Genomic DNA, 24,745 nt, shown 5'->3' with positions numbered 1-24,745 from the left:
TTATGATGATGCACTGAAACCGCTTTTTCCCAGCTGGCCTCTTACTACATTTCCTTTGAAATTATTTCTTCCTATATTGGATTTGGAACTTATCGCATCACTGTAATAACCAGCTTTCTGGTAAGATCCATAACTGTATGCTCCGTACGGCCTGAATGCATGATACAGGAGAAGCCCCGTCATAAAACCATGCGATCTCGTATAAGAAGCTGTAGTATCAGATCTCATATAGACTTTCTTTTCGCTTTGATTTTTAGGTTTTTCCTGGGAACAGGCAGCCAATATCCCTGTTACAAATAGTAATTTTATAGAACCTGACTTTTTCATTATTGAACCGTTATAAAAAATTCATAGTCTTTTTTAGTCTTGGCAATATGATCTATGCCATCACTGTCTTCTCCTCCTACAAGAGTATCTCCCAAACTCGGAATAGTATCTTTTTTAACGATCTCTTTAAAAAGCTTTTTATTTTTCCAGATCTTATGTTTTGTAGTAAGAACATCGGCAGTATCAAGATGCTCAACGGAAAGTTCTGTTTCAATAGAACCATTCTTATCTACACTTTTTACTTCATCTTCTTTTTCTTTTTTACAGGCTGTAAATGCCAATATTCCAACTGATAAAAGGCAAAGTTTAATTTTTTTCACGTAAATAGTAATTTTTCACAAAAGTAGCAATTTAGTAATGATATTATTTTAAATTTACAAAGCAAAAAAAATTATTATGAAATGGACAGACGATAGAAGCGAAAACGTAGACGACAGACGTGGATCTGGCGGAGGCGGAGGCGCTATTGTAGGCGGTGGATTGGGAACCCTGATCATTGCTGCAATTATATTCTTTTTAGGGGGCGACCCTTCATCTTTACTTTCTTCGGGAGGCGGAAGCTCCACTCCTACAGAACAGAGAGAATTAAATGCCAATGAGCTTAAAATCCGTGAATTTGTAGAAATGGTTACTGCCGAAAATGAGCAGACCTGGACCAAGATTTTTGCTGAAAACGGTATGCAGTACCGTCCTGCTATAGTTGTTTTATTTGAAAGCACCACACAATCCGGCTGCGGAACTGCGGAAGCTGCTATGGGGCCATTTTACTGTCCCGCAGATCAAAAGGTGTATATGGATATGAGCTTCTTTAAAGAATTACAGCAGCGATTTGGTGCACAGGTTACAGAATTTTCCATTGCTTATGTAATGGCTCATGAAATGGGGCACCACGTACAGACTCTTTTAGGAACCACCCAGAAAGTAGATGCCTTAAGAAGAAGCGGAAGATATTCTGAAGCTGATCTGAACAGAGTTTCCGTAGCGACAGAACTACAGGCAGATTTCTATGCAGGGGTTTGGGCTAAACAAACTGACAGCAGAGAACACATTTTAGAGCCTGGCGACATCGAGTCTGCTATAGAAGCTGCGGAAGCAGTAGGTGATGACAATATCCAGAAAAGATCCCAGGGTTATGTAAACCAGGAAAGCTTTACCCACGGCTCATCTGCCCAGCGTAAAGAATGGTTTATGAAAGGTTACAATACAGGAGATATTAAGCAGGGAGATACTTTCAACCAACTTTTGAGATAAACTCTTTTTATAATATTTAAAACCCTGAAGAAATTCTTCAGGGTTTATTTTTTTATTGCAGTTCAATCGGGTTGCTGTTTTTCTTAGCTTCCTCTTTTACACGTTCTTCCATTCTCTTCCTCATATCTCCGGGATTCTGGTTTCCTCCTCTTCCGCCGCCATTGGACCTTGGTGCTGAAGGGAAACCGCCACCTCCCCCGCCGCCACTATTCTGCATGAATGACATAGGATCTGTTTTAAATTTTTCCTGCTGTTTCAGGTAATCACCTCTTTTTACTTTTAATGTATTTCCAAATTGGTTCAAAGCAGCAATTTCAGGGATTTTATAATTCTTCATCAGGTCAAAAGAATAATCTCCCTTATCATCTTCCACTTTAACGATGAGTCCCGGAAGACCTCCGAATTTATATGGGCCGTCCTGATAAGGAAGATCCGTTGTAAACCATGCGGTCCATTGTCTTCCTGCAAAATCCGTTGTGGCCTTCTGAACTTTATAATCTCCTATCTTGGTTGTTTCAGAAGACATTTTCCAGTTTAAAGGACGGTCTTCTTCATAAGAATAGATATCTCTTCCGATTCTGTCCTTAAAAAGCATTTTCTGACTGGTTTTATCTTTTTCAACAGAATAGTTGATATTGGTTCTTACCCCTTCCATCTGCTCCCTGTTAATAGAGCCTCTTCCTCCTCCGCCCTGGAAAGCTTTCTGCAGGATAGAGTCCCTTTTATACCTGTTTTCAGAATAAAAAAGAGATTTTTCAGCGGAAATATCTAAATATGCATTTTCAGTTTTAATATCGCTTTTATTTTCTGCATCTGGTTTCATCGTAACCTGGTAAACAAAACGGTTGCTTTGTGCAGAAATATGCTGCATAAACAACGCTAAAGCAAGAATTCCTATTTTTTTCATTTCTGGATTTTATTTTAATTCAATTGGATTTTGACTTTCATTATTTCTTAAAGGGCTGCTCCCCAAACCAACGGCAGGCATGGAAAAAGTTCCATTATCATTATTTCCGCCCGGGTGCATGCCTCTTCCTCCGCCCATCTTTCCACCACCCATTCTGCCTTCACCCATTCCGCCGCCTCTCATACCATCATGTCCGCTACCTCCAAAATTTTTGTCTCCTTTTTCATAACCTTCCGGCAGTCTTCTGTTTTTACCCGCTTCAAGCATCAATGCTGCTTTATCTCCGTTAAAAGCGATCCTGGTGCTTTGTTTTGCATTGGGATCAGCCGGTTTTTCAAAAGCATTCTGAATTTTGATCTTTTTAACAAGATCGAATTTATAGTCCCCGTTCTCATCTTCCAGTTTCACAATCAGTCCCGGAAGTCCGGAAAATTTATACGGGCCGTCAGAAATATTAATATCTTTGGTAAACCAGGCTGTCCAGATCCTTCCTCCAAAATTTGCAACTGCTTTTTGTGCAGGATAACCGTTCTGATTTTCTTTAATATCGGTTATTTCCCATTTCAGAGGTCTGTCTTCCTGATAAAAAATCTCCCTGCCGGCCACTTTATCATAATAATAAACTTTCTGCCCGGGAATATCTTTAACAATATAATTTTCAAAAAAGGAAGGTTCAAGTTCTTTCTTTGCGTTCAGGCTTTTAAAATCCTTATCTCTTTTTTTATGGTCTTCCTTATATTCCGCCCTGAAAGCTGTGAATAAAGAATCTTTTATCAGTTTATTCTCACTGATAAATAAAGATTTAATTCCTTTCACATCCAGAAACGTTCTTTCATGCTTCAAACTCACCAGATTGATAGAGTCCGGATTCACCGCAGTGTCATAAATATACCTCACGGTTTGTCCGTAGGTAACAGTTACTAAAAGCAACGAAAAAAAGACAATCAATTTTTTCTTCATTATTACGCCTTGTGGTTGTTTCATTAGGATAAAAAATATGATTCAAAGTTAAATCAAAAACAGAATCATCTTATTTCTTAAGATAATATTGGCTAATTTTTAACATCCGGATTCCGGTCAGCATGTAAAATCATGAAAATAGACACCATCAATTTGAGATTGCGGAAATTAGTTCGTATTTTTGCATCATTAAATCATTCTAAATAAATACAATGATAAAAGTATCAGACCAAGCAAAGGCAAAAGCCATCCAGTTGATGACGGAAGAAGGCTTTAACCCTGCTGAAGATTATATAAGAGTGGGGGTAAAAAGCGGAGGATGCTCTGGTTTAGAATATGTTTTAAAGTTTGACAACCAAAAAACAGATACTGATCAGCTTTTTGAGGACAATAATGTAAAAATTGTTGTCGATAAAAAATCTATCCTTTACTTAGCAGGAACAACTCTTGAGTATTCAGGAGGTTTAAACGGGAAGGGGTTTGTTTTCAACAATCCTAATGCATCCAGAACGTGTGGTTGTGGAGAGAGTTTTTCTTTATAGAAAAGACATTAGATACCAGATATCAGACCTGTTTCTGAGATCTGAAGTCTAATATCTGAAATTAAAAAACAATGAGTAAATATACTGAAGACGATTTAAGAGTCGATCTAGAAAATAAAAAATACGAATTCGGATGGGAAACGAAGATAGACTATGAAGACTTTCCTACCGGGTTAAATGAAGATATCGTCCGTGCAATCTCTGCTAAAAAAGAAGAGCCTGAATGGATGACAGAATGGCGTCTGGAATCTTTCAGGATCTGGCTTAAAATGACAGAACCTACATGGGCCAACATTAAATATGAAAAACCCGATTTCCAGGCAATCCGTTATTATGCGGCTCCAAAAGCAAAGCCTGAACTGGAAAGTTTAGACCAGGTAGATCCTGAGCTGTTAAAAACTTTCGAAAAACTGGGAATCAATATCGAAGAACAGAAAAGACTTTCCGGAGTTGCGGTAGATATTGTAATAGATTCAGTTTCTGTAAAGACTACGTTTCAGGATACTTTAATGGAAAAAGGAATTATTTTCTGCTCCATTTCTGAAGCAATTAAAAACCATCCTGATTTAGTACGAAAATATTTAGGAAAAGTAGTTCCAAGAGGAGATAATTTTTATTCAGCACTGAATTCCGCAGTATTTTCTGACGGAAGTTTCTGCTATATTCCAAAAGGAGTAAGATGCCCGATGGAACTTTCAACCTATTTCCGTATCAACCAGGCAGGAACAGGACAATTTGAAAGAACGCTTGTAATTGCCGATGAAGGAAGTTATGTGTCTTATCTTGAGGGATGTACAGCACCATCAAGGGATGAAAACCAGCTTCACGCGGCAGTGGTGGAACTGATTGCCATGGATAACGCAGAGATCAAGTACTCCACCGTTCAGAACTGGTATCCTGGAAATGAAGAAGGAAAAGGAGGAGTATTCAACTTTGTAACGAAAAGAGGGCTTTGCGAAAAAAATGCAAAAATTTCATGGACGCAGGTTGAAACCGGTTCTGCCGTAACATGGAAATATCCTTCATGTATATTAAAAGGTGACGGTGCAATCGGAGAGTTCTACTCTATCGCTGTAACCAACAATCACCAGTATGCCGATACCGGAACAAAGATGATCCATATCGGGAAAAATACGAAATCAACGATTATTTCAAAAGGTATTTCTGCAGGGAAATCCCAGAATTCATATAGAGGACAGGTAAAAGTAATGCCTTCTGCCAAAGGAGCAAGAAACTTTTCCCAATGCGATTCCCTGTTGATGGGTAATGAGTGTGGTGCACACACTTTCCCTTATATTGAGATCAAAGATCCTACCGCACAACTTGAGCATGAGGCTACTACCTCTAAAATCGGGGAAGATCAGATCTTCTACTGTAACCAGAGAGGAATTGACACAGAAAGAGCTATTGCATTGATTGTTAACGGATTCAGCAAGGAAGTACTGAATAAGCTTCCTATGGAGTTTGCTATTGAAGCTCAGAAATTACTGGAAATTTCCCTGGAAGGTTCAGTAGGATAATTTTATGTATGGAAGTCACGGAAAGATTAATTTTAAGAAGAACTGAACAAGAAGATTTCGAAAGGTTTTTTGAAATTAATAAAGATCCGGAGACGAATCTGTACAACCCAAGTGGCCCGATGAGCTTTGAAAAGGCTGAAGATACATTCAGAAGAATGCAGGAACACTGGGATCAGCACCATTTCGGGGCATGGACCATTATAGCGAAAGAAAATGAAAACATTGTGGGTTTCGGAGGCTTGAGCTATAAAAAATATGGAGAGGATGAAAAACTCAATCTTGGCTATCGTTTTGCAGTGGAAGCATGGGGAAAAGGATATGCAACAGAGTTTACGAAAAAGGCTATAGATTTCGGATTTACCAGTCTTGATAAAGAAGAAATATTTGGAGTTGTCCGCCCTGATAATATAGCTTCTGTTAAAGTTTTGGAAAAGGCAGGCATGACGCAAATCGGGACACTTAATGACGTTCCCGGTCAGCCTGAAAGTTTAGTATATAGAATTCAAAAATAATTTGTTTAGCAAATAAAAATGTTAGAAATAAAAAACCTACACGCCAAAATTGAAGATGGCGCAGAAATTTTAAAAGGTATCAATCTGGAAATAAAGCCGGGTGAAGTTCATGCCATCATGGGACCGAACGGAGCCGGAAAATCTACCCTTTCTTCCGTAATTGCAGGAAAAGAAGACTATGAAGTTACAGACGGAGAAATCATTTTCGGTGGAGAGAACATCATCGAGGATGCTCCTGAAGAAAGAGCACACAAGGGAATATTCCTTTCTTTCCAGTATCCGGTAGAAATTCCGGGAGTTTCTGTAACCAACTTCATCAAAGCTGCTCTAAACGAAACAAGAAAAGCAAACGGGCTTGAGGAAATGCCGGCAAAAGAAATGCTTGCTCTTATCCGTGAAAAATCTGAGAAATTAGGTATTAAAAAAGATTTCCTTTCAAGATCACTGAACGAAGGTTTCTCCGGAGGTGAAAAGAAAAGAAACGAGATCTTCCAGATGATGATGCTGAACCCAAAACTGGCCATTCTTGATGAAACAGATTCAGGATTGGACATCGATGCATTGAGAATTGTTGCAGACGGCGTAAATGCTTTTAAAAATGAAGGAAATGCAGTTCTTCTGATTACCCATTATCAGAGATTGCTTAACTATATCCAGCCTGACTTTGTTCACGTTCTGGCTAACGGGAAAATCATCAAAACCGGTGATAAATCTCTTGCCCTGGAACTGGAAGAAAAAGGGTACGACTGGCTTCTTAACTAAGAAGAAATATTTTCGGGAGGAATTTTATCAATCCTTTCTGAACATGCGGAAAACCCGCGGTAAATTATTATTTTTAAATATATAAAATAAGGTGTGATGGCCGAAATATCAGTAATGGCTTTATACGATCAGATTATTGACAATCACGGTGAATTTTTGGAGAGTCTTCGTCACAGGTTTCTGGATGGAGAAAGAAAATCTGCTCTTCAAAAGTTCGAAAACATAGGTTTTCCAACCAAAAAAGACGAAGAATATAAATATACCAGCATAAAAGAAATTACGGAGAAAAACTACAATTTTTTCCCTAAAGAAGGTCATAATATCACTAAAGAGCAGCTGGATCAGCTTCATCTGGGTGAAGAAAATTTCGACTGGATTGTTTTTGTGAATGGTAAACTTCATAAAGAACTTTCAAAAGTTTCTATCGAAAATGTAGAATTTCTTTCATTCAACTATGCTTTGAATGATGAGAAGCATAAAGAAGTATTCGAGAAGTATTTCAATACCATTGCTTCTAAAGATACTGCTTTCACGAACTTAAACCTTGCTTACTGCAAATACGGTTTCTTTCTTAAAGTTCCGAAAAATGTAGTGATCGAAAAACCGATTCACATCTTCTACATCTCTCAGAATCAGGAAGAAAACACTTTCTACAACACAAGAAATTTACTGATTGTAGAAGAAGGCGCTAAAGTGGAAGTAATAGAAAGCCACCACAATTTTGACAGCACTTATGTACTGACAAACTCTGTGACTGAAATCTTTACCTATCCCAACGCTAAAGCAGACTGGCATAAACTTCAGAATGACAACAATACGTCATATCTTATCGACAGTACTTTCGCAAGACAGGAAAAAGACAGCTTAACGACTGTAAATACCTTCTCTTTCGGAGGAAAGCTGGTAAGAAACAATCTGGATTTCATTCATAACGGAAGCAATATCAACTCGTTTATGAACGGAATTACCATTATTGGAAAAGACCAGCTTGTAGATCACCATACGGCTGTTCATCACAATTTCCCGAACTGTGAAAGTTACCAGAATTATAAAGGTATTTTTGATGGAAATGCCCACGGAGTTTTCAACGGAAAGGTTTTTGTAAATAAAATTGCTCAGAAAACCAATGCTTATCAGCAGAACAACAATGTATTGCTGAGTGAAGGAGCTACTATTGACACTAAGCCTCAATTGGAAATCTTTGCTGATGATGTAAAATGTTCCCACGGCTGTACAGTTGGCCAGCTGAATGAAGATGCGTTGTTTTATTTAAGAGCAAGAGGAATCTCCCAAAAAGAAGCTCAGGCCTTACTTCTGTATGCTTTTGCCAATGATGCCATGCAGAACATTGATATTGAACCGCTTAAAGAAAAAATCTCAAAACTTTTAGCTGAAAAGCTTCAGGTTGATATAGAATTTTAAGACTAATATAAATTGATACCAAAAAAGCACTTCAATCTGAAGTGCTTTTTATTTTTTATTCCGGCCGGAATTATTTCATCCAGGACTGATTATCTTTCTTATCAGAACGTTTTCTTCCGTTATCAATGTTGTAAGCAAATCCTACACCTAAAGTCTGTTTAAGCTGTGTCTTTTGGATCTGATTATGATCGTACAACAAGTCAAGAGTAATATTAGTTGAAATAAACTTATTGATTTTCATATTAAGAATTCCGCTATATCCCAGTACCAAATGGTCCGGATGATCAAGGTAGTTTGAAAATACCGAAGCCGTATTCGTCAGGTTGATGTTTTCCATGATCTTGATCTTATAGATAGCCGTACCAAGGAAACCGAACTGGAACAGGGAAGAATCGCCGTCATTTTTAAGACCGTATGTTCCCGCTGTCTGAAGGTCTTCATCCAGTACAAAAGTCCATCTTGCATTGGCAGGACGAAGCGTCATCGTGAAATTGTCATTAGGACGGTAAGTGACACCGGCACCTATATTAAGGTATCCCGGAGCCATAAAATTGGAGATCTTTTTTGCATCCGGATTGTTTCCGTCTTCATAACCACCGGCGAACTGTGTCTGAAGGCTCATTCCGCCTGAAAGGTACCAGTTCTTAGCAAATTCGCGTCCATAATTAGTAGACAGGTTGATAACGTCCTGCGTTTTTCTTGTCCCGATGCCTTTTGTATTGTTCTGCCCGTATCCCAGAATAATGATGTTTTCCCAGAGATCTTTCCCTTTTTCATAGGTAAGGTTATAATTGACACCGGCAAGCCAGCCTACGTTGTTAGCTCCACCACCAACCCAATTTGAGAAAGCAGCCTGATTAAGCATTAATGTATTCTGTCCCTGGATAGACCATGCTTTTACGGTATCTGTTTTAGCAGCATCAGTGTTGGCCTCCTGAGCCATTGCACCAATTCCAAAAGAAATGGAAGCGGCCAATAAAAGTTTTTTCATAAGTAAGGATTTTTGCTACAAAAATATACATATAATTTTTGTTAAAAAACTAATCACCTGCTTTTGAAATACTAAATTGTTATTCAATACATTAAAAGACTGAAAAATACATATAAAACAGACGGAATGAACTTATCTCAACTTAAAGCTTCACAGTCTTCCACAAAAAAACCACTATTTTTTAATCCACCATTGGTTGTCTTTGCGGTCAGAACGCTTTACACCATTATTCAGGGTGTAGGCGAATCCTATCCCAAGTGTCTGCTTAAGCTGAGTTTTCTGGATCTGGTTATGATCATAAAGCAGATCTACAGTAACATTAGATGATATAAATTTATTGACTTTAAAGTTTAAAATAGCTCCATAAGCAAGAACCAATCTTTCCGGATGGTCCAGATAATTGGAAAATACCGAAGCTGTGTTGGTGATATGAACATTCTCCATCAGTTTTACCTTATATAAAGCCGTTCCCAGGAAACCGAACTGTATAAGGGAAGTATCCCCATCATTTTTCAAACCGTAATTTCCTGCAAGCTGCAGGTCTTCATCTAGTACAAAAGTCCATCTTGCGTTGGTAGGACGCATGGTTACAGTCAGGTTATCATTAGGCCTGTACGTAATACCCATACCGAGGTTCAGATAACCCGGAGCCATAAAATTAGAGATCTTTTTAGCTGCCGGATTGTTTCCGTCTTCATATCCGGTAGTGAATTGTGACTGCAAACCGGCGCCAAGAGAGAAATACCAGCTTTTGGAAAACTTCCGCCCGTAATTGGTAGAAACATTGATCCCGTCCTGAGTTTTCCTGACTCCAAGCCCTTTGGTATCATTCTGCCCATAATCCAGAATAATGATATTCTCCCAGAGATCATTATCTTTTTCATAAGTAAGATTGTAATTTATTCCGGCAAGCCAGCCTACATTGTTGGCCCCGCCGCCTACCCAGTTTGAAAAGGCAGCCTGATTGATCATCAGAGTATTTTTCCCCAATACCGACCAATATTTTACCGTATCTACGATTACTGAATCTTTTTTCAATTCTTCTTGTGCACTTGCATAAATCCCCATAAAAAAGGAAAGAATCAATAAAAACTTCTTCATTATTTACACGATTTTCATTACAAAAATATTAATATAATTTTTTTAACGCGAATATTAACCTATAAAAAAGCTTTAAAAAGACTTAATGTTCTTCACTATAACAAAACAGGCCACTTTAATACATTCAATTTCAAAATATTAAGTTTCAAAACTGAAAATTGATACCTTTTGTCTTAAAATGAATACCCTTTCTTCCAATACATCGACAAATTTTCCGAAATTTATCATTGGCTTTTGATTTGACGTAACATCCACATGTTTAAAAATATAATTTCCAAAAGAGCTGTTATAATCCCTCTGCTGATGCTTTCAGCAATGTGGTCCGGCTACTTTCTGCAGACGCAGGGCTTTTTTCAAAGTTGTTTTGGGGCTATTATACCTCTGTTACCGGAAGGCTTATTGGGAGTCATTACTTCTCCCCTTCTGCATGGAAATATGGATCATATCATCAGTAACTCCATCCCAATAACAGTTCTCCTGTTTCTCTTATACCAGTTTTATCCCCTGGTTGCCAATAAGGTATTTATTATCGGCTGGCTGGCTACAGGATTTTTGGTATGGCTTTTACCACCAATCGATATACTCACCGGAGATTATATGTACACCTGCACCATTGGAGCCAGCGGAGTAGTTTATGTTCTTGCATTCTTCCTGTTCTTCAGTGGAGTTTTCAAATGGAATATGAAACTGCTCACCATATCGCTTCTGGTTGTTTTATATTACGGAAGTTTGGTCTGGGGAATGTTTCCCGAAGAATTATTCTACAATCTTCAGGAGCCAAGCAAAATCTCATGGCAGGCCCACCTTTCCGGAGCTGTTGTAGGAAGTATTATTGCTTTTGCTTTTAAAAATGTAGGTGAACGAAAAAAGAAATACATCTGGGAATTCCCCAATTATTATAGTGAAAAAGATGACAAACTATGGCAGGCATACAAAGAAAACCACCCTGATGACTTCCTGGAAATGCCCCATAAAAAAAATGACGACATCTGGGACCGTTTGGATGAATTAAGAAGAAAATAAAAACTTATTTCATTACATTTGGTAAAAAACACACATGATCCCTGAAGAATCCCTCTATGCAATTGCCCTGCGTGAATGTAACCTCATAGGCGATATTAATTTTCACAAACTGGTAAAGACTTTCGGAAGTGCTGAAGAAGCCTGGAAAAAAGCAAAAAAAGAATACACTCAAACAGACGGGATAGGCAAAAAAACTGTTGCTGATATCGGTAACGAAACATATCTGGAATTTGCGGAAAAAGAAATACATTTCTGTGAAAAGAATAATATCCGGATCAGGTTAAGACATCTTAAAGAACTTCCCGGTCTTCTTAATGAATGCGATGATGCTCCCGCCATTTTATACCAAAAAGGTAATTTTGATGACAGTTTGCAGAAAGTAAGCATCGTAGGAACCCGGAATATGACTTCTTACGGCAAGAGGTTCATCGGAGAATTCTTTGAAACCACCAGAGCTTCCCAATACATATCTGTCAGCGGATTAGCTTTAGGAGTAGATAAAGAAGTCCATGAACAATCTATTCAGCAAAACATCCCTACAGTTGCCATACTTGCGCACGGATTTCATACATTATATCCTTCCAAAAATAAAAAACTGGCAGAAAACATACTTCAGGAAGGAGGAGCATTACTCACAGAATTTAATTCATCCCGGAAGCCGGACCGGGAAAATTTTATTCAGAGAAACAGGATTATTGCAGGAATTTCTCCATCCACAATAGTTGTAGAAACCGGTTTTGGCGGAGGTTCAATAAGTACGGCACACTTTGCCAACGACTATAACCGTGAAGTGTTCGCCCTTCCGGGGAAAATAACAGATCCATACAGTCAGGGATGCAACCAGCTGATTTTCCAGAATAAAGCAACGGCTATTTCCACCATTAAAGATCTTATAGACTTACTAGCGCTTAATCCTTCAAAGCAAAAAATCGGAGAACTCTTCCCTTTCAGTGAAACCAGTATACAACTCACTGACGGTCAGGAGGCCGTATATCAGTCTATCAAAGCCAATCCACAAGTGGCCCTGGATGATCTTGCAGAGATGATTTCCACCCCTTCTTATAAAATTCTTCCCATAATTTTAGAATTGGAGCTTTTGGGGAAAGTAAAATCATTTTCCGGGAGACAATTTATGGCAATCTGAGAATTAACGATTTCTTAATATTGCATCATTTGAGACTTAACTTTTAATTTTTAATAAAATTTAATCATAAATTATCAATTTAATAATATTTCGAAACATTATTATTTAATTTTTAACAATGTTGAAATACAGTATTGTGAATCTTGAAAAAAAAATTAAATTTGTTGACAATAATATTCAACCCTAATATATGGAACAATATAATATTGACCAGAAAATCCAGGAGTTTATTGCCAAGATTGAAGCAAAAAATCCTAACGAACCAGAATTTTTACAAGCCGTAAAAGAAGTAGCTGTAACTGTAATTCCGTTTATTATGACCAAAAAGGAATATACAGGAATGAAGCTTCTGGAAAGAATGGCTGAAGCTGAAAGAATTATCATTTTCAGGGTTCCATGGGTTGATGATAAAGGAGAGATCCAGGTAAACAGAGGATTCAGAATCCAGATGAACTCTGCGATCGGTCCATACAAAGGAGGAATCCGTTTCCATCCTACTGTAAACCTTTCAGTTCTTAAATTCCTGGCTTTCGAGCAGGTATTTAAAAATTCACTGACAACTCTTCCGATGGGTGGAGGTAAAGGAGGTTCGGATTTCGATCCTCAAGGAAAATCTGATATGGAAGTAATGCGTTTCTGCCAGGCTTTCATGACTGAATTATGCAAGCACGTAGGTCCTGAAACAGATGTACCTGCAGGTGATATTGGTGTAGGAGCAAGAGAAATCGGATATCTTTTCGGACAATACAAAAAAATCAGAAACGAATTTACCGGAGTACTTACAGGAAAAGGTCTTGCATACGGAGGTTCATTAATCCGTCCTGAAGCTACAGGATATGGTGTAGTATACTTCGCAGAGCAGATGCTTAAAACAATCGGACAGGATTTCAAAGATAAAACGGTAACAGTATCAGGCTTCGGAAACGTGGCATGGGGAGTTATCAAAAAGGCAACTGAGCTTGGTGCCAAGGTTGTAACAGTATCCGGACCTGATGGATATATCTATGATAAAGACGGTATCAGCGGTGAAAAGATTGATTATTTATTAGAATTAAGATCTTCAGGAAACAACAGAGCTGAAGATTATGCTAAAAAATATCCTTCTGCAGAATTCCACGCAGGAAAACGTCCTTGGAGTGTAAAATGTGACGTAGCATTCCCTTCTGCAACCCAGAATGAATTAGATCTTGAAGATGCTAAAGTTTTGGTAGAAAACGGATGTATATGTGTTACTGAAGCAGCTAATATGCCTTCTACACTAGACGCAATCAATTATTTCTTAGACAATAAAGTATTATTCTCGCCAGGTAAGGCTTCCAACGCAGGAGGTGTTGCTACTTCAGGTCTTGAGATGACACAGAACTCTATCCGTCTTAACTGGACTTCTGAAGAAGTTGATGCAAGATTGAAAGAAATCATGATCGGAATCCACAAAGCTTGTAGAGACTACGGAAAAGACGAAGATGGTTATGTAAACTACGTGAAAGGGGCAAATATTGCCGGTTTTGTGAAAGTTGCAGAAGCAATGCTGGCTCAGGGAGTAGTATAAAAAATAAACAAAGGTTGGGAAATTCCCAGCCTTTTTTGATATAGCCTGTTCCCGGGATAATGGGGAAAAAAGTAAAAAGTGAAAGGAAAAAGCGCTGCATAAATGCAGTGCTTTTTTTATTTTTATAAGATGAAAAACACCTTCAAAAACAGTAATGAATATATTCTGTTGTTTCCTGATGAAATCCAGCAGAAACTTATTGAATTAAGAGAGGCCATTCATGCCGAAATTCCGGATCTGGAAGAATATATTGGCTATCAGATGCCGGCATTCAGGTATAAAGGAAAGCCTTTGGTATATTTTGCCGGTTATAAAAACCACATAGGCTTTTATCCCGGTGCTGAAGGGATCAGGATTTTTGAAAAAGATTTCCGGGAAAAGAATTATAAATTTTCAAAAGGAGCCGTTCAGTTTCCTATAGATCAGGATATTCCTGTGGAATTGGTTCAGAAGATTGTGCAATTCAGAATTAGCGAGATAGATCAGAAAAAATCCTGAAACGTTATGTTTCAGGATTTCCTTTCTACTTTGTTCAATATTTACTTTGAGGACTTTGCTTTTTTCTTAGCTTTTCTTTCTTCTTTTGTTGCTTCTCCAGGCTTTACAGCATCTGTAGCAGGTTCAGCACTCGCTGCTGCTGCGGCATCCACTGTTGCAGCCGGAGCCGCTGCATCTACTGCAGCAGTTGCTGTGGTATTTTGTTGTTGAGCACTGACATCAGCTGTAGTGCTTGTATTCTGTTGTTGAGTTTGAGTGGTCTGGTTATTAGTAGTCGTATCGGTTGGCTTCTGTGTCTGAGTCTGGGCCGATACTGCAATTACGCCGACTAATGTAAATGCTGCTGTAAAAACTAATTTTTTCATAATGTAATATTTTAAATGATTGTTTAATTTAAACGCCACTCTTTTTATTAAATTATGTGCAATGGTCTTATTTAACGTACTTTATAATTATTTAAGACATTTTACAACAGGGGTTTACTTTGAAATATTTTTCATCATTCTTTCTACAAATTCAAATGCAGCCGGGCATATAACTGTGTTTTTCAACATTAAATTATTGATCTGGTAGATCTTTTTGCGGTCTGTATGAGGATATTCCCGGCAGGCTTTCGGTCTTACTTCATAAATAGAACAGGTATTGTCGTTATTCAGAAAAAAACACGGAAGATTCTGAAGTACTTTATCGTTATCTTCATCTGTTCTTAAAAATTTGGCTTCAAAATCAGCCTGTTTCATCCGTAAGTGTTTGGCAATACGTTCGATGTCTTTTTCAGTATATAAAGGCCCGGTGGTTTTACAGCAATTCGCGCATTGCAGGCAGTCTATTTCATCAAAAACTTCATCATGGGTTTCCTGAACCACATAATCAAGGTTTTTGGGCGGTTTCTTTTTCAATCCGTCCAGAAATTTCTTATGTTCCTTCTGCTTCTGTAAAGCCTGTTTTTTATAGAGATCCAAATTCATTTATTTCTTATCTTCAGCTATAGCCGGAAGATCTGCTTTTTCATATCCATTAATTTTATCAAGATCCAGAATCGTTGTAAGATCGTTATTGTCCGGATAATACATCAGGGTAAATTTTGCCCCGTAAACAATTTCTGCCGAAATGTAAGAAGACCTTTGAACCACTGTATTGGAAAACACTTCATCAAATGCCCGGACCTGAACAATGATTTCAATATCCGTATTTTTAAAATCTTCTTCAGAAAAACCGTAGAAAGGGGAGTCTTCCTTAATCTCATGAACAACCGTCCAGTTCAGCGCAAGGGTATTAATCTTACTTAAATGGGTCTTTAAAGAATAGAAATTGCTTTTCGGAACTCCATTTTCAATCACTTCAATAGCTGTTGAAACAATCACTTCAGCATCCGTTAAAGCATTGTTTTTATAAGGAGCCAGCCTGAACATCAAGGCTCTTGATTCTTTAAAGGGAGCGATCACGGCAATATCTGAAAATCTGAGGTAAGCTCTTGGTCTTGAGAATCTCCCGTAAAAAAGCCCGGTTGCTATGGCAAAGGTAAGCAATCCCAGAAAAGCTTCAAAAGTAGCCACAAGACTGGCTGTAAAACCTACAGGGGCAATTCTTCCATAACCTACCGTTGTAAAGGTCTGGGAACTGAAGAAAAATACGTCAATGAATTCATTTAGCGGATCACTTTTATCAATTCCGGTAAGATGTTCTACCCCAATCAGATAATAGATCAAGGCAAATCCCAGGTTTACAAGAATATAAGCAATCACGAGATAGGATAAGAACCGAAATGTAGAGAGGTTCAGCATGGTATGGTACCAGCTCAGCCTGTTGAATACGTTTACTCCTCTCCGTTTTACATTGGGAAGCCCGTCCTTATTGATGAACCTTCCGGATGCATTGCTTCCAAAGCCACTGTTTTCGGTATTTTTCTGACGGATCTTCTGTCTGAAGCCTTTTGCCATTCTATATCATTTGTTTTTTGTTAATGCAGACTGTAAATAAGCAGATCTGATTTTACCAATTCCTCTTTTTTACAATGCAAAGATAAAATATTGTTTTCATGAAATTTATCAAAATCTTGCGATAAAGTAAGGCCGAAATCCAATTCTAAAGACAGCGAAGAACTCAGTATTTATTATAAAGGATATGAAGATTCTCAAAAAGGAAAGAAATAAATGTTTTTTCCGACTATTAAAGGATTTACAATGGATAAAAATTTTTATCCTGGTCAATCTCTGGAATAGCAAGTACAGAAGCAGAGTTTTAATTAATTGCGCATAAGTCGGTTCGCCTACTCATGTATTTTTCAAAAATGGAGATGGTCAATATCACTGGAATTTACATCTAAAGTAGCAACTTTATTTACTTTTTGTAAAATATCTATACAATCACAGCCCTGTCAATTGACAGGGCTGTGATTTTTAATTAAGCATTAGTTCCATCTGCTTTTACCCATTTTGTTCCTTGCCAATAGATTGGTTTATCTATGGTTAAATCAAAGTAGGTAAATCCATAATCTAAATTATTTGAAGGTCTTTCCGAGGTTGTTCCGTATCTCTTCAGATCTGCATTCATTCCATCAGCATTTCTCCATGAGCCGCCATCAAAGAATTCTGGTTTGCTATGACCGGAATTATAAAACTGGTAACCGGATATTGGAGCAATCGGTCTTTTATAATTAGGTCCAATATCATCAAATGTTTTATAAATTTTAATATTCTGATCGTAATATTTAAAATCATTTACAAAACCATCTACATACACAGTGCCTTCATAATTATCTTCAACTAGCATTCCGGATTCTATGAAAAGGTTTTTTAAGTGTACAATATTATTTGAAGTTAAACCAGCATTGTATTTAATTAAAAAGTCGTTAGTATTAGCCATGCCTGCGGTTAATCCGTCAGCCCAAATATTTTCTAAGGAGAATGATGCACTTTCAGATGCTATCAAAGCATATTTTTTATTTTGTTCGAAATGAATATCCCTAAAAGATAAATTTCTGGTAATCCCTTTTATTTCAACTCCAGTCTCATTATATTCAAAAATAGAATTGTTTATCCAAGAGGTTAAAATACCATGAGAGCCTGTTAACAAACCATTAATTAACATTCCTGTTTTACATCCTTTGACCCAGATGTTATTAAAAGTGACTGTCGTACTTGGGCCAGTTCCAGCGGAATCTTCATATAAAATCCCAACTCCTGAAGAATTTTTAACGATAAAATTTGAGATTTTTAAATTTACAGGTAGTTTTATACTTAAACCAGTACTAGATATATTGCCATAAGAATCTGTTACTTCTCCCCAAAGCCTTGTTACGGTAACATCATCAATAATTGAATCACTTGCGCCCTGCAAAACAATACCACCTTGAGAAAATGTAATATTTTTGATAATAACAGATTCGGACATAGATACAACCTGAGTAATTGGATCTCTCCCCGTAATGTTGGTAACATTTGCTTTAGGGTTTTGTTGATGAATAATTACCCCTTTTTTGCTTTCCCCCAATAGGGTAGTATTATGAGGAAGTACTAAAGTTTCAGTTAATTTATATTTTCCGTTAGGGATATATAATGTGAATCCTCCAAATTGAGCATTGCTATCATGTCTTGTAGGAAATATTTTCGTTGCCGTTTTTATCGCTTCTAAAAAAGCAGCTGTATCATCATCACCTACATCTTCTTTGTTAAGATTCCCTTTCGCGCCAAACCATTTTACGTTGATAGTGTTTTCTCTAAAAATAACATCACGAACATAATATTCCGTGCCTTTCTTTCTATAAATAGCAGAATCTTTTTTACTATCATCCATTGAAGTTCCATCAATCCAGGTTGTTGTTTTTATATAATTGACATTTTCCAAAGTATTACTGTCAACTAATTGAACAAAATCATCACTAGGAAAAGTACTTCCTATACTAAAGAAATCATTTGTGTAAATCATAATTTGTTTTTAAATGTTAATAATTAGCAGTATAAACTCTTGCAAGAAATTTATTGAAACAAAAATATAGACTGAAAGCGACAAAACTCGTCGTATTATTGTGCATAAATCGGCTTTGCTGATTAATGTATTTTTCAAAAATTATTAAGTACTTCAGTGTTTTCGGAATGGCAGGAATGTGCTGAAATATTGGACTTTTCCAATTTATACGTGATATATCAGATTATCTACACTTTTGATTACAAATAAGTTTTGATTATGAAATTTATCACGTCGCCGATTGAATTTTCAATTTGATTTTGCAGTACATTTGAAATATGAAAAAATTGGAATCAAGAGAGGATATTGAGCATCTTGTCAACTCATTTTACTCGAAAGTAGTTAAAGATGAAACAATTGGCTTTTTCTTTAATGATATAGCCAAAGTAGACTGGGACAAGCATCTTCCTAAAATGTACTCGTTCTGGGAATCAATTGTTTTTGGACAGATGAGCTATAAAGGAAATCCTATGGGTGTGCATTTTCCTATCAATGAGATCCAGGCAATGGAACAGAAACATTTTGACCGCTGGCTCGAGCTCTGGAGAACTACAATTGAAGAAAATTTTGTCGGTGAAAATGCTGACATGGCTGTTTACAAATCGGAAAACATTGCCAAGCTGATGGCTTTTAAAATGGAGCTTGCGAGAAGGCTTTAATTGGGTTTCAAGTTATCGGGATGCGGGTTTACGGGACGATTACAGTAAAAATATAAGCTGCAAGATTGACCAATAAAACAGTTCCGTAAAGAATATTTGTTTTTCCGCGGCTTAAGGACAGCATTACAATAAACACGGACAGGGACAGAAGGATAATATCTTTTTTATCAAGCCCCAGTACCAACGGAATATCATAAACAATACAAACGGTAGATACTGCCGGGATCGTAAGACCAATACTTGCCAGCGCAGATCCTAATGCCAGATTCAAGCTGGACTGTATCTGATTGTTTCTTGCCGCACGTATAGCGGCCACACCTTCAGGAAGAAGAACAACACCTGCAATAATTACCCCTACCAAAGACTTTGGAGCTCCTATGCTCTGTACCATACCTTCTATGGTTCCGGAAAGACCTTTTGCCATTAATACAACAATGACCAGACATACCACCAGAAATCCGAAGCTTATCAGTGTTTTTTTCAGTGAAGGAATATAATGCTCTTCCGGATGCTCATCAGGAACAATAAAATAGCTTCTGTGGCGTACTGTCTGCACCATCAGGAAAACGCCATAGATGACAAGGCAGGCGATGGAAATGAAAATAAGTTGAGCTTCATTATAGAAAGGACCATTGACACTTGAAGTAAAATTGGGAAGAACAAGGGTAAGCACGAGAATGGAAACAATACTTACGAGATAAGTAGTTGCAGAAGTCCTTGCAAAGAATTGCTCATGGTATTTTACTCCCCCTACCAGGATACAAATCCCCAAAATTCCGTTAAGAATGATCATTACGGCGGCAAAAACGGTATCTCTGGCCAGAGTGATCGCCTGATCTCCGCCGGCTACCATCAGTGAGATGATGAGTGCAACTTCAATAATAGTGATACAAAGCGCAAGAATAATGGTTCCGAAAGGCTCCCCTACTTTATGTGCAACTACTTCTGCATGATGTACCGCGGAAAGGACACTTCCGGTAAGCAGTAAACCTGCAATAACATCATAGAAAACTCCTGTCCCCATTAATCCGGAAAAGTAATACCCAACCGCAAGAACAGGAAAAATATAGGTATAATGTAAAAGTTCTTTTAATTTCATAAAGTGTCTACAAAATACAAAAAATCTATGGAATTTGAAATATCAAAAGAAAATATTAATCACATTTTAATCTGAATTACCTTTAGTAAGAAAGCAGGAAGTTGGAAGAGGGAAGTTATTGGGACCGGAAAAACAATCACATCATTTTTATCTTCTCAGAGGCGATATTACTCCAGTCCGTTTTTCCGCCTTTGGCAACTTAATGTATCCACAGGTTAAAATCCAGAAAATCCGTCAGCATATGAAACAAAAGACCAATAGCTATAATTCTGATATTTCCTTTAAAAAAGAGCAGCAAAAAATACACCGCAATGGCATAATAGGAATGAAAAACATGAAAACCAATACTATTTCTTGACGGATCAAAAACAGGATTGGCAAAAAGATGATCCAGATCTACCAGCATGGTTGCCAGCATAATAAAGTAAGCCTTTTTCCAGTTCTCCCGAAAAAAGAGAAGGGCAATGAAAACCGGGAAAACCAGGTGTAAAAAATAATGGGTGAATGTTTTCAGTAAAGCAACATCAAAATTCATTACTACTTAATTTAGAATTGAAGATTTACCATCTTAAAATTAAAGGCAATATACCTTTTCTGGCCTGAATCTTTACCAGGTAATTGTCTCCGCTGTTCCCGTAAAATATATAGTCTATCTCAGAAAGAATTCTTTTTTCCTCCGGGGTAAAAATACTTAAATAAGAAAACAGCAGATCATTCTTGATGAAGATATAGTTCTGTTCCTGGTTTATTGATCGGGCAATTGGGTTCGTGGTAGATTTCACAATAAACCCTCCATTATTTCTGTCTATACGGTTAGGCTGAAACGGAATCGCGGTAAACTGATCCTGTGCATTGATCCATTTTTTATGCTGGAAATAAGTCCATGTTTTTTCCGGAGTCTGGCTTTTAAGGTTAATTATATACCTGGGCTGAACAATTTTCTGATAAGTCTTTTTCTCAATCTCATTAAAATTGTCATCGTACTCATAACTGATGATGGTGTCATTTACCTGTTCTAATTCAATGGTTGCTTTAAAATGGCTGACCTGTGATGAGTCTGCAAAGCTTTTATCAAAAAAATGGGCGTAGTTTTTTATGTTGGCTGCATCCAGTTCTGCTTCAAAAAAATGATTTTCCTTGCCGGCATTAGAAATAAGCTGGGTATAATTTGCTGTTTGCGGTGTATTTTTTATTTCAAGCCGGTCATCTTTTAATTCAATAGAAAAATTCCGGGTTTTCTGACCTGAAATAAAAGAAATGCTTCCCAAAGAATTATTGATTAACCGGTCTGCACTGAATGTATTTTTTCCCGGAGATTGCAGCAGTTGTTGGTTTAATTGATCAAAAGCTAAAGCTGAGGTTCCCAGAATGCAGTTTTCACCTTCTATTTTAATGAAAATCTGATCTTTTTGGAATACATTTTTTCCTTTGCTGATAAATTGATTGCTTTTTAAGAAAGCTGAGAATTTTTGCGGATCTTTAAGCTCAACTACACTGTACCATTCTGAAAACTTAGTGTCTTTAAGGTGGAAGATCTGTAAGAAATCCGGGATTCTGATTCCTGAATTTTTTAAAGAAATCTTCTTTTTATCTTTTGTTTTGCTTTCCGACCATTTTGAAGGATGGCTTATTAAGCTTGAAATATACTGTCCCGTTAATTTTTTCACATCGATTAAAACAACGACATCTGCATTCTCAGGAACAAACTTTAATGTTTTGTTTTTATAAAGAAATACAAAATAGAACGCTGCTGCGAGCAAAAGAATTAACGGGACAATAAGTTTCTTTCTTTTCATTTAAAGTATCTGAGGCTTTTTATCGGCTTCATTAATTTTATAAATTTCATCGAACAGATCAAAGAAATACATTAAACTGTTTTCCGAAGAATTCCTGATCTTATAATCTATTTCTGTTTCAATGCTGTTTCCTTTTACTTCTGTTTTGTAATACATTTCCCCTACATTTTTTCTGAACAGGTCCAGGGATTTTCTTTCTGAAGGTGTTTTAAATTCTTTATCCAGACCTATCAGAAGCTTCTGAACATCCAGTCTTCCGGACAGCGGATATCTGGATGAATCTTTTGCCCATTGCTTGGAAACATCGGACTGGCCATGTGGTATAAGGTTTTCCGTAGAGCTGGTAAGATAAACAATGCCGTCTTTTACAATGAAATAAAGTTCATCCATATACCCATCTCCTTTTTCATTTTTGAAAGAGTAGATGTCTCCTTTTTTTGAAAATTTCTTGGCTAAATGTTTATTGGCAGATAATGCATTAAAAACACGGTTCCAGTACCCTTCATTCTCTGTTGCAAAAGCAAATGTAAAATCAGGAACCGCTATATCTTTGGTTTTCTTTACTTCTTTTTCGTTGTAATCATCATCATATTCGTAATCCGTGTAATCTACTTTTTTGGACTTTAGCTCATTAAGGACAAAAATTCCGTTTCCTGGTGCAACTTTGGTGATAGCTTCTTCATCCAGGACAATTTTCATGGTTTCCATCATCAGCTCCATTTCTTTTTTATATTCACCATCTCCGGAATCCTGAAGCAGGTCATACATCATGTCAAAACATTTTGCTCCATTCAGGTTAACTACATAATAACCAACACTTTTATCATTGATGAGCGCTGCAAGCTTTTTGTTTTTCTTTCCTTTGTAAACAGATTCAACCGTTTTCTGAATGTTCGGATTATTATGCTGATAATTATTGACCAGCTTTACTTTATCCTTATCAAAGTACAGGTTGTAATATGAATTCGAGTTATATGCATTTCTAAAAAACTGTCCGAATTCAAAACGCTTCATCATCTTTCCGTAGATCCCGTCATTTACCATTCTTCCATAATCTGTGTAGACATATGCATCAGCATTGGGATCCCTGAAGCTGAGCATAACCTTCGAAACTTCAATCTCCAAATTTGAACTGAAATACTGGTCAAAACGGTCTTCTGCAATTTTCTTTACGATCTTGAAATTCTCAATCTTCATGGAATCCAGCTCCTTCTGGTAGGCTGAATCTATTTCAGTCTCCGCGTCCCCCCAATTCTCCTCCTCTTCTGGATACATTTCTTTTTCACCTCCCGGATGCTGGGTATCTACATTTTCCTTAGGATATTTGTGATTCTTTTCCAGGTATTTGATGTCTTTCTGAATTCTGGCAATCTCTTTATTACTTTCCCTGACATTGTCTTTCAGATATTTAATATCCTCTTTCAGACTGATTATTTCTTCTTTGTAGTCGAAAGGCTTTTCCGGTTCTATGTAAGCACTGTCCACAACTACGGCAGCACTGTCAGCCACCGCCACAGCACTATCTATTACAACATCATCAGACCAGATATCTTTATAGGGTTTGGTATAGTTCACCATACTCAAAACAGCACGGTCATTGTTCCAGGCAACAAAAACATTATCATTGATGTCAACGTAAGAATAGTTCTTCTTTTTAGAGATTTCCAGCCCTTTTTTCTTGGTAGAATTGATGAATTCCTGGAATTTCTCTTTATTATCTACAATGAAATGGGTGGTATAGGTTTGTATAGAATCATTAAAGCTGGCATAATGATACTGTGTGGCATCATATTTAATCCCCGTCTTTGAATAATCATTCCACGAAGGTTTTTCTTTGCTGTTTTTGCTCAGTTCATGCAATAAAGGGTTAAGTTTCTGCCAGTTGATCTTCTGGTTGAGCTGCTTCCCGTTGATTTCCATATAAAATACGGCATCGGCAGGAAGCTTCATGCTTCTTTGTGCAAAAGTGAGCATAAAACCAAAAAATACGAAAATAATTGTTTGCGTTTTTAATGATATAGATTTCATGGTTAAGTGTAGAATTATTGAAATAATATAGTGTTTTGTAATTGTTTTCTCTGAAAAATAAGGTCTAAAATATCTGCTTCCAGCTTCATGGCCTTTCTGTTCGGAGCCAGCGCATAAGAGCTGTTGGTCTGGGATTTTACAGTGTTTTCAAACTGCATGATGGACGTATATCTTGCATTGTTAAAGATCTCTTTATCTGCCTTTCCCATTTTGTCGTAATCGGCTTTGAAAGTATTGACTTTGTTTCTTGTCAATAGTTTTTTCTCAAGATTCTGACTGTAAATTTGTGTAGGAACCATTTTCCCGAGGATATTTTTAGCTTTCAGCTGCTCCAGTCCGGCATTGATATTTTCAATTCTTTTAAAATTACAGCTCAGTTTGATGATATAGTTATCAAAATCCATGGAAGTTTTTACATTACTGATTCCCGGAGTTGCTTTGAAAATTTTTGCCGCTTCATTGATTTTATTCTCGATTTCAGCTTTCTTAGGGACTTTTTTTCCGTTAATGGTCTCCATTTTAGAGATGGAAGCCAGCCTCGTTTTACTTTTACTGGCATTAAGAATAATCGTGTATTCACCGCTTCCATCAGCCTTGACATTGACTTTATCCAAAATATCAAAACAGCTGGTCAGTAACAGTAACGGAAAAAGCATGACAAGCAGTTTCAGAAGGTTTTTCATAATTG

General features: G+C 37.2%; 26 protein-coding genes. 11 read left to right on the top strand and 15 right to left on the bottom strand.

Features of this window, described 5'->3' with window-relative positions:
• Together HNP36_RS12465 and HNP36_RS12460 are read right to left on the bottom strand one after the other, a co-directional pair.
• The gene (locus HNP36_RS12465; protein WP_184163896.1) at nt 1-327 is read right to left on the bottom strand and encodes a hypothetical protein; all 327 of its coding nucleotides are present in this window, start codon (nt 325-327) and stop codon (nt 1-3) included.
• On the bottom strand, nt 327-647 hold the full coding sequence (locus HNP36_RS12460; RefSeq protein ID WP_184163893.1) for a hypothetical protein: 321 nt from the start codon (nt 645-647) through the stop codon (nt 327-329). The genes HNP36_RS12465 and HNP36_RS12460 overlap by 1 nt, the downstream gene beginning before the upstream one ends.
• A 76-nt stretch (nt 648-723) precedes the next feature.
• Here HNP36_RS12460 and HNP36_RS12455 point away from each other — a divergent pair, with 76 nt between their 5' ends.
• The gene (locus HNP36_RS12455; protein WP_184163890.1) at nt 724-1,578 is read left to right on the top strand and encodes a neutral zinc metallopeptidase; all 855 of its coding nucleotides are present in this window, start codon (nt 724-726) and stop codon (nt 1,576-1,578) included.
• A 52-nt stretch (nt 1,579-1,630) separates the two neighbouring features.
• Here the strand turns inward: HNP36_RS12455 and HNP36_RS12450 are convergent, their stop codons facing one another.
• Together HNP36_RS12450 and HNP36_RS12445 are read right to left on the bottom strand one after the other, a co-directional pair.
• Nucleotides 1,631-2,485: a GLPGLI family protein gene (locus HNP36_RS12450; RefSeq protein WP_184163888.1), complete on the bottom strand. Its 855-nt coding sequence runs from the start codon at nt 2,483-2,485 to the stop codon at nt 1,631-1,633.
• A gap of 9 nt (nt 2,486-2,494) precedes the next feature.
• The gene (locus tag HNP36_RS12445; protein WP_184163886.1) at nt 2,495-3,445 is read right to left on the bottom strand and encodes a GLPGLI family protein; all 951 of its coding nucleotides are present in this window, start codon (nt 3,443-3,445) and stop codon (nt 2,495-2,497) included.
• A gap of 212 nt (nt 3,446-3,657) precedes the next feature.
• Here HNP36_RS12445 and HNP36_RS12440 point away from each other — a divergent pair, with 212 nt between their 5' ends.
• From HNP36_RS12440 to sufD, 5 genes are all read left to right on the top strand, one after another.
• Nucleotides 3,658-3,987 (top strand): HesB/IscA family protein, encoded by a 330-nt coding sequence (locus tag HNP36_RS12440; protein ID WP_184163884.1) that lies wholly within the window; start codon nt 3,658-3,660, stop codon nt 3,985-3,987.
• A gap of 71 nt (nt 3,988-4,058) precedes the next feature.
• Nucleotides 4,059-5,507, top strand: coding sequence for a Fe-S cluster assembly protein SufB (gene sufB / locus HNP36_RS12435; protein ID WP_184163882.1), 1,449 nt, complete (start codon nt 4,059-4,061; stop codon nt 5,505-5,507).
• A gap of 8 nt (nt 5,508-5,515) precedes the next feature.
• Nucleotides 5,516-6,019 carry a GNAT family N-acetyltransferase gene (locus tag HNP36_RS12430; protein WP_184163880.1) on the top strand — a complete coding sequence of 168 codons (504 nt, stop codon included), beginning with the start codon at nt 5,516-5,518 and terminating at the stop codon, nt 6,017-6,019.
• Nucleotides 6,020-6,037: 18 nt separating this feature from the next.
• On the top strand, nt 6,038-6,781 hold the full coding sequence (gene sufC / locus HNP36_RS12425) for a Fe-S cluster assembly ATPase SufC (RefSeq protein ID WP_184163878.1): 744 nt from the start codon (nt 6,038-6,040) through the stop codon (nt 6,779-6,781).
• A gap of 114 nt (nt 6,782-6,895) precedes the next feature.
• Complete coding sequence (sufD, locus tag HNP36_RS12420) at nt 6,896-8,203, top strand: Fe-S cluster assembly protein SufD (protein WP_184165208.1); 1,308 nt, start codon at nt 6,896-6,898, stop codon at nt 8,201-8,203.
• Nucleotides 8,204-8,273: 70 nt separating this feature from the next.
• Here sufD and HNP36_RS12415 read toward each other — a convergent pair whose 3' ends face one another.
• Nucleotides 8,274-9,194, bottom strand: coding sequence for a DUF3078 domain-containing protein (locus HNP36_RS12415; RefSeq protein ID WP_184163875.1), 921 nt, complete (start codon nt 9,192-9,194; stop codon nt 8,274-8,276).
• A gap of 174 nt (nt 9,195-9,368) precedes the next feature.
• Nucleotides 9,369-10,295, bottom strand: a complete 927-nt coding sequence (locus tag HNP36_RS12410) for a DUF3078 domain-containing protein (RefSeq protein ID WP_184163872.1) — start codon at nt 10,293-10,295, stop codon at nt 9,369-9,371.
• Nucleotides 10,296-10,550: 255 nt separating this feature from the next.
• Between HNP36_RS12410 and HNP36_RS12405 the strand changes: the two genes are divergently transcribed.
• The 4 genes from HNP36_RS12405 to HNP36_RS12390 all read left to right on the top strand — a co-directional run bounded on the left by HNP36_RS12405 (nt 10,551) and on the right by HNP36_RS12390 (nt 14,509).
• Nucleotides 10,551-11,318, top strand: coding sequence for a rhomboid family intramembrane serine protease (locus HNP36_RS12405; RefSeq protein ID WP_184163869.1), 768 nt, complete (start codon nt 10,551-10,553; stop codon nt 11,316-11,318).
• 34 nt (nt 11,319-11,352) lie between these two features.
• Nucleotides 11,353-12,462, top strand: a complete 1,110-nt coding sequence (gene dprA, locus HNP36_RS12400) for a DNA-processing protein DprA (protein ID WP_184163865.1) — start codon at nt 11,353-11,355, stop codon at nt 12,460-12,462.
• Between the two features lie 190 nt (nt 12,463-12,652).
• Nucleotides 12,653-14,011 (top strand): NADP-specific glutamate dehydrogenase, encoded by a 1,359-nt coding sequence (gene gdhA, locus HNP36_RS12395; protein ID WP_184163862.1) that lies wholly within the window; start codon nt 12,653-12,655, stop codon nt 14,009-14,011.
• 129 nt (nt 14,012-14,140) lie between these two features.
• Nucleotides 14,141-14,509, top strand: coding sequence for an iron chaperone (locus HNP36_RS12390; protein ID WP_184163859.1), 369 nt, complete (start codon nt 14,141-14,143; stop codon nt 14,507-14,509).
• Nucleotides 14,510-14,550: 41 nt separating this feature from the next.
• Here HNP36_RS12390 and HNP36_RS12385 read toward each other — a convergent pair whose 3' ends face one another.
• The 4 genes from HNP36_RS12385 to HNP36_RS12370 all read right to left on the bottom strand — a co-directional run bounded on the left by HNP36_RS12385 (nt 14,551) and on the right by HNP36_RS12370 (nt 18,436).
• Nucleotides 14,551-14,874 (bottom strand): hypothetical protein, encoded by a 324-nt coding sequence (locus tag HNP36_RS12385; protein WP_184163856.1) that lies wholly within the window; start codon nt 14,872-14,874, stop codon nt 14,551-14,553.
• Nucleotides 14,875-14,988: 114 nt separating this feature from the next.
• Nucleotides 14,989-15,477 (bottom strand): YkgJ family cysteine cluster protein, encoded by a 489-nt coding sequence (locus HNP36_RS12380; protein WP_184163852.1) that lies wholly within the window; start codon nt 15,475-15,477, stop codon nt 14,989-14,991.
• Nucleotides 15,478-16,449 (bottom strand): ion channel, encoded by a 972-nt coding sequence (locus tag HNP36_RS12375; RefSeq protein ID WP_184163849.1) that lies wholly within the window; start codon nt 16,447-16,449, stop codon nt 15,478-15,480.
• 463 nt (nt 16,450-16,912) lie between these two features.
• Nucleotides 16,913-18,436 (bottom strand): glycosyl hydrolase family 28-related protein, encoded by a 1,524-nt coding sequence (locus tag HNP36_RS12370; protein ID WP_184163846.1) that lies wholly within the window; start codon nt 18,434-18,436, stop codon nt 16,913-16,915.
• 317 nt (nt 18,437-18,753) lie between these two features.
• Between HNP36_RS12370 and HNP36_RS12365 the strand changes: the two genes are divergently transcribed.
• Complete coding sequence (locus HNP36_RS12365; RefSeq protein ID WP_184163843.1) at nt 18,754-19,134, top strand: group III truncated hemoglobin; 381 nt, start codon at nt 18,754-18,756, stop codon at nt 19,132-19,134.
• Between the two features lie 28 nt (nt 19,135-19,162).
• Here the strand turns inward: HNP36_RS12365 and HNP36_RS12360 are convergent, their stop codons facing one another.
• The 5 genes from HNP36_RS12360 to HNP36_RS12340 all read right to left on the bottom strand — a co-directional run bounded on the left by HNP36_RS12360 (nt 19,163) and on the right by HNP36_RS12340 (nt 24,740).
• Entirely contained in the window at nt 19,163-20,233 is a 1,071-nt protein-coding gene (locus HNP36_RS12360) for a calcium:proton antiporter (protein ID WP_184163840.1), read from the bottom strand.
• Between the two features lie 199 nt (nt 20,234-20,432).
• Nucleotides 20,433-20,768: a DUF6122 family protein gene (locus HNP36_RS12355; RefSeq protein ID WP_184163837.1), complete on the bottom strand. Its 336-nt coding sequence runs from the start codon at nt 20,766-20,768 to the stop codon at nt 20,433-20,435.
• A gap of 25 nt (nt 20,769-20,793) precedes the next feature.
• A complete protein-coding gene (locus HNP36_RS12350; RefSeq protein WP_184163834.1) occupies nt 20,794-22,029 on the bottom strand; it encodes a hypothetical protein in 1,236 nt (411 codons plus the stop codon).
• Complete coding sequence (locus HNP36_RS12345; RefSeq protein ID WP_184163831.1) at nt 22,030-24,057, bottom strand: hypothetical protein; 2,028 nt, start codon at nt 24,055-24,057, stop codon at nt 22,030-22,032.
• A 14-nt stretch (nt 24,058-24,071) separates the two neighbouring features.
• Entirely contained in the window at nt 24,072-24,740 is a 669-nt protein-coding gene (locus HNP36_RS12340; protein WP_184163828.1) for a hypothetical protein, read from the bottom strand.
• Nucleotides 24,741-24,745 lie beyond the last annotated feature (5 nt).

The sequence above is a fragment of the Chryseobacterium shigense genome (genome assembly GCF_014207845.1).
In the GTDB taxonomy this organism is placed as follows: Bacteria; Bacteroidota; Bacteroidia; order Flavobacteriales; family Weeksellaceae; genus Chryseobacterium; species Chryseobacterium shigense_A.
Note: the sequence above shows the minus strand (reverse complement) of the source record. Positions and strands in the feature narration are given on the sequence as shown.

Bases quoted from the DNA above. Each gene is read 5' to 3' on its own strand.
- HNP36_RS12465 (WP_184163896.1), bottom strand. From the start codon at position 327: ATGAAAAAGTCAGGTTCTATAAAATTACTATTTGTAACAGGGATATTG.
- HNP36_RS12455 (WP_184163890.1), top strand. From the start codon at position 724: ATGAAATGGACAGACGATAGAAGCGAAAACGTAGACGACAGACGTGGA.
- HNP36_RS12450 (WP_184163888.1), bottom strand. From the start codon at position 2,485: ATGAAAAAAATAGGAATTCTTGCTTTAGCGTTGTTTATGCAGCATATT.
- HNP36_RS12445 (WP_184163886.1), bottom strand. From the start codon at position 3,445: ATGAAGAAAAAATTGATTGTCTTTTTTTCGTTGCTTTTAGTAACTGTT.
- HNP36_RS12440 (WP_184163884.1), top strand. From the start codon at position 3,658: ATGATAAAAGTATCAGACCAAGCAAAGGCAAAAGCCATCCAGTTGATG.
- sufB (WP_184163882.1), top strand. From the start codon at position 4,059: ATGAGTAAATATACTGAAGACGATTTAAGAGTCGATCTAGAAAATAAA.
- HNP36_RS12430 (WP_184163880.1), top strand. From the start codon at position 5,516: ATGGAAGTCACGGAAAGATTAATTTTAAGAAGAACTGAACAAGAAGAT.
- sufC (WP_184163878.1), top strand. From the start codon at position 6,038: ATGTTAGAAATAAAAAACCTACACGCCAAAATTGAAGATGGCGCAGAA.
- sufD (WP_184165208.1), top strand. From the start codon at position 6,896: ATGGCTTTATACGATCAGATTATTGACAATCACGGTGAATTTTTGGAG.
- HNP36_RS12415 (WP_184163875.1), bottom strand. From the start codon at position 9,194: ATGAAAAAACTTTTATTGGCCGCTTCCATTTCTTTTGGAATTGGTGCA.
- HNP36_RS12410 (WP_184163872.1), bottom strand. From the start codon at position 10,295: ATGAAGAAGTTTTTATTGATTCTTTCCTTTTTTATGGGGATTTATGCA.
- HNP36_RS12405 (WP_184163869.1), top strand. From the start codon at position 10,551: ATGTTTAAAAATATAATTTCCAAAAGAGCTGTTATAATCCCTCTGCTG.
- dprA (WP_184163865.1), top strand. From the start codon at position 11,353: ATGATCCCTGAAGAATCCCTCTATGCAATTGCCCTGCGTGAATGTAAC.
- gdhA (WP_184163862.1), top strand. From the start codon at position 12,653: ATGGAACAATATAATATTGACCAGAAAATCCAGGAGTTTATTGCCAAG.
- HNP36_RS12390 (WP_184163859.1), top strand. From the start codon at position 14,141: ATGAAAAACACCTTCAAAAACAGTAATGAATATATTCTGTTGTTTCCT.
- HNP36_RS12385 (WP_184163856.1), bottom strand. From the start codon at position 14,874: ATGAAAAAATTAGTTTTTACAGCAGCATTTACATTAGTCGGCGTAATT.
- HNP36_RS12380 (WP_184163852.1), bottom strand. From the start codon at position 15,477: ATGAATTTGGATCTCTATAAAAAACAGGCTTTACAGAAGCAGAAGGAA.
- HNP36_RS12375 (WP_184163849.1), bottom strand. From the start codon at position 16,449: ATGGCAAAAGGCTTCAGACAGAAGATCCGTCAGAAAAATACCGAAAAC.
- HNP36_RS12370 (WP_184163846.1), bottom strand. From the start codon at position 18,436: ATGATTTACACAAATGATTTCTTTAGTATAGGAAGTACTTTTCCTAGT.
- HNP36_RS12365 (WP_184163843.1), top strand. From the start codon at position 18,754: ATGAAAAAATTGGAATCAAGAGAGGATATTGAGCATCTTGTCAACTCA.
- HNP36_RS12360 (WP_184163840.1), bottom strand. From the start codon at position 20,233: ATGAAATTAAAAGAACTTTTACATTATACCTATATTTTTCCTGTTCTT.
- HNP36_RS12355 (WP_184163837.1), bottom strand. From the start codon at position 20,768: ATGAATTTTGATGTTGCTTTACTGAAAACATTCACCCATTATTTTTTA.
- HNP36_RS12350 (WP_184163834.1), bottom strand. From the start codon at position 22,029: ATGAAAAGAAAGAAACTTATTGTCCCGTTAATTCTTTTGCTCGCAGCA.
- HNP36_RS12345 (WP_184163831.1), bottom strand. From the start codon at position 24,057: ATGAAATCTATATCATTAAAAACGCAAACAATTATTTTCGTATTTTTT.
- HNP36_RS12340 (WP_184163828.1), bottom strand. From the start codon at position 24,740: ATGAAAAACCTTCTGAAACTGCTTGTCATGCTTTTTCCGTTACTGTTA.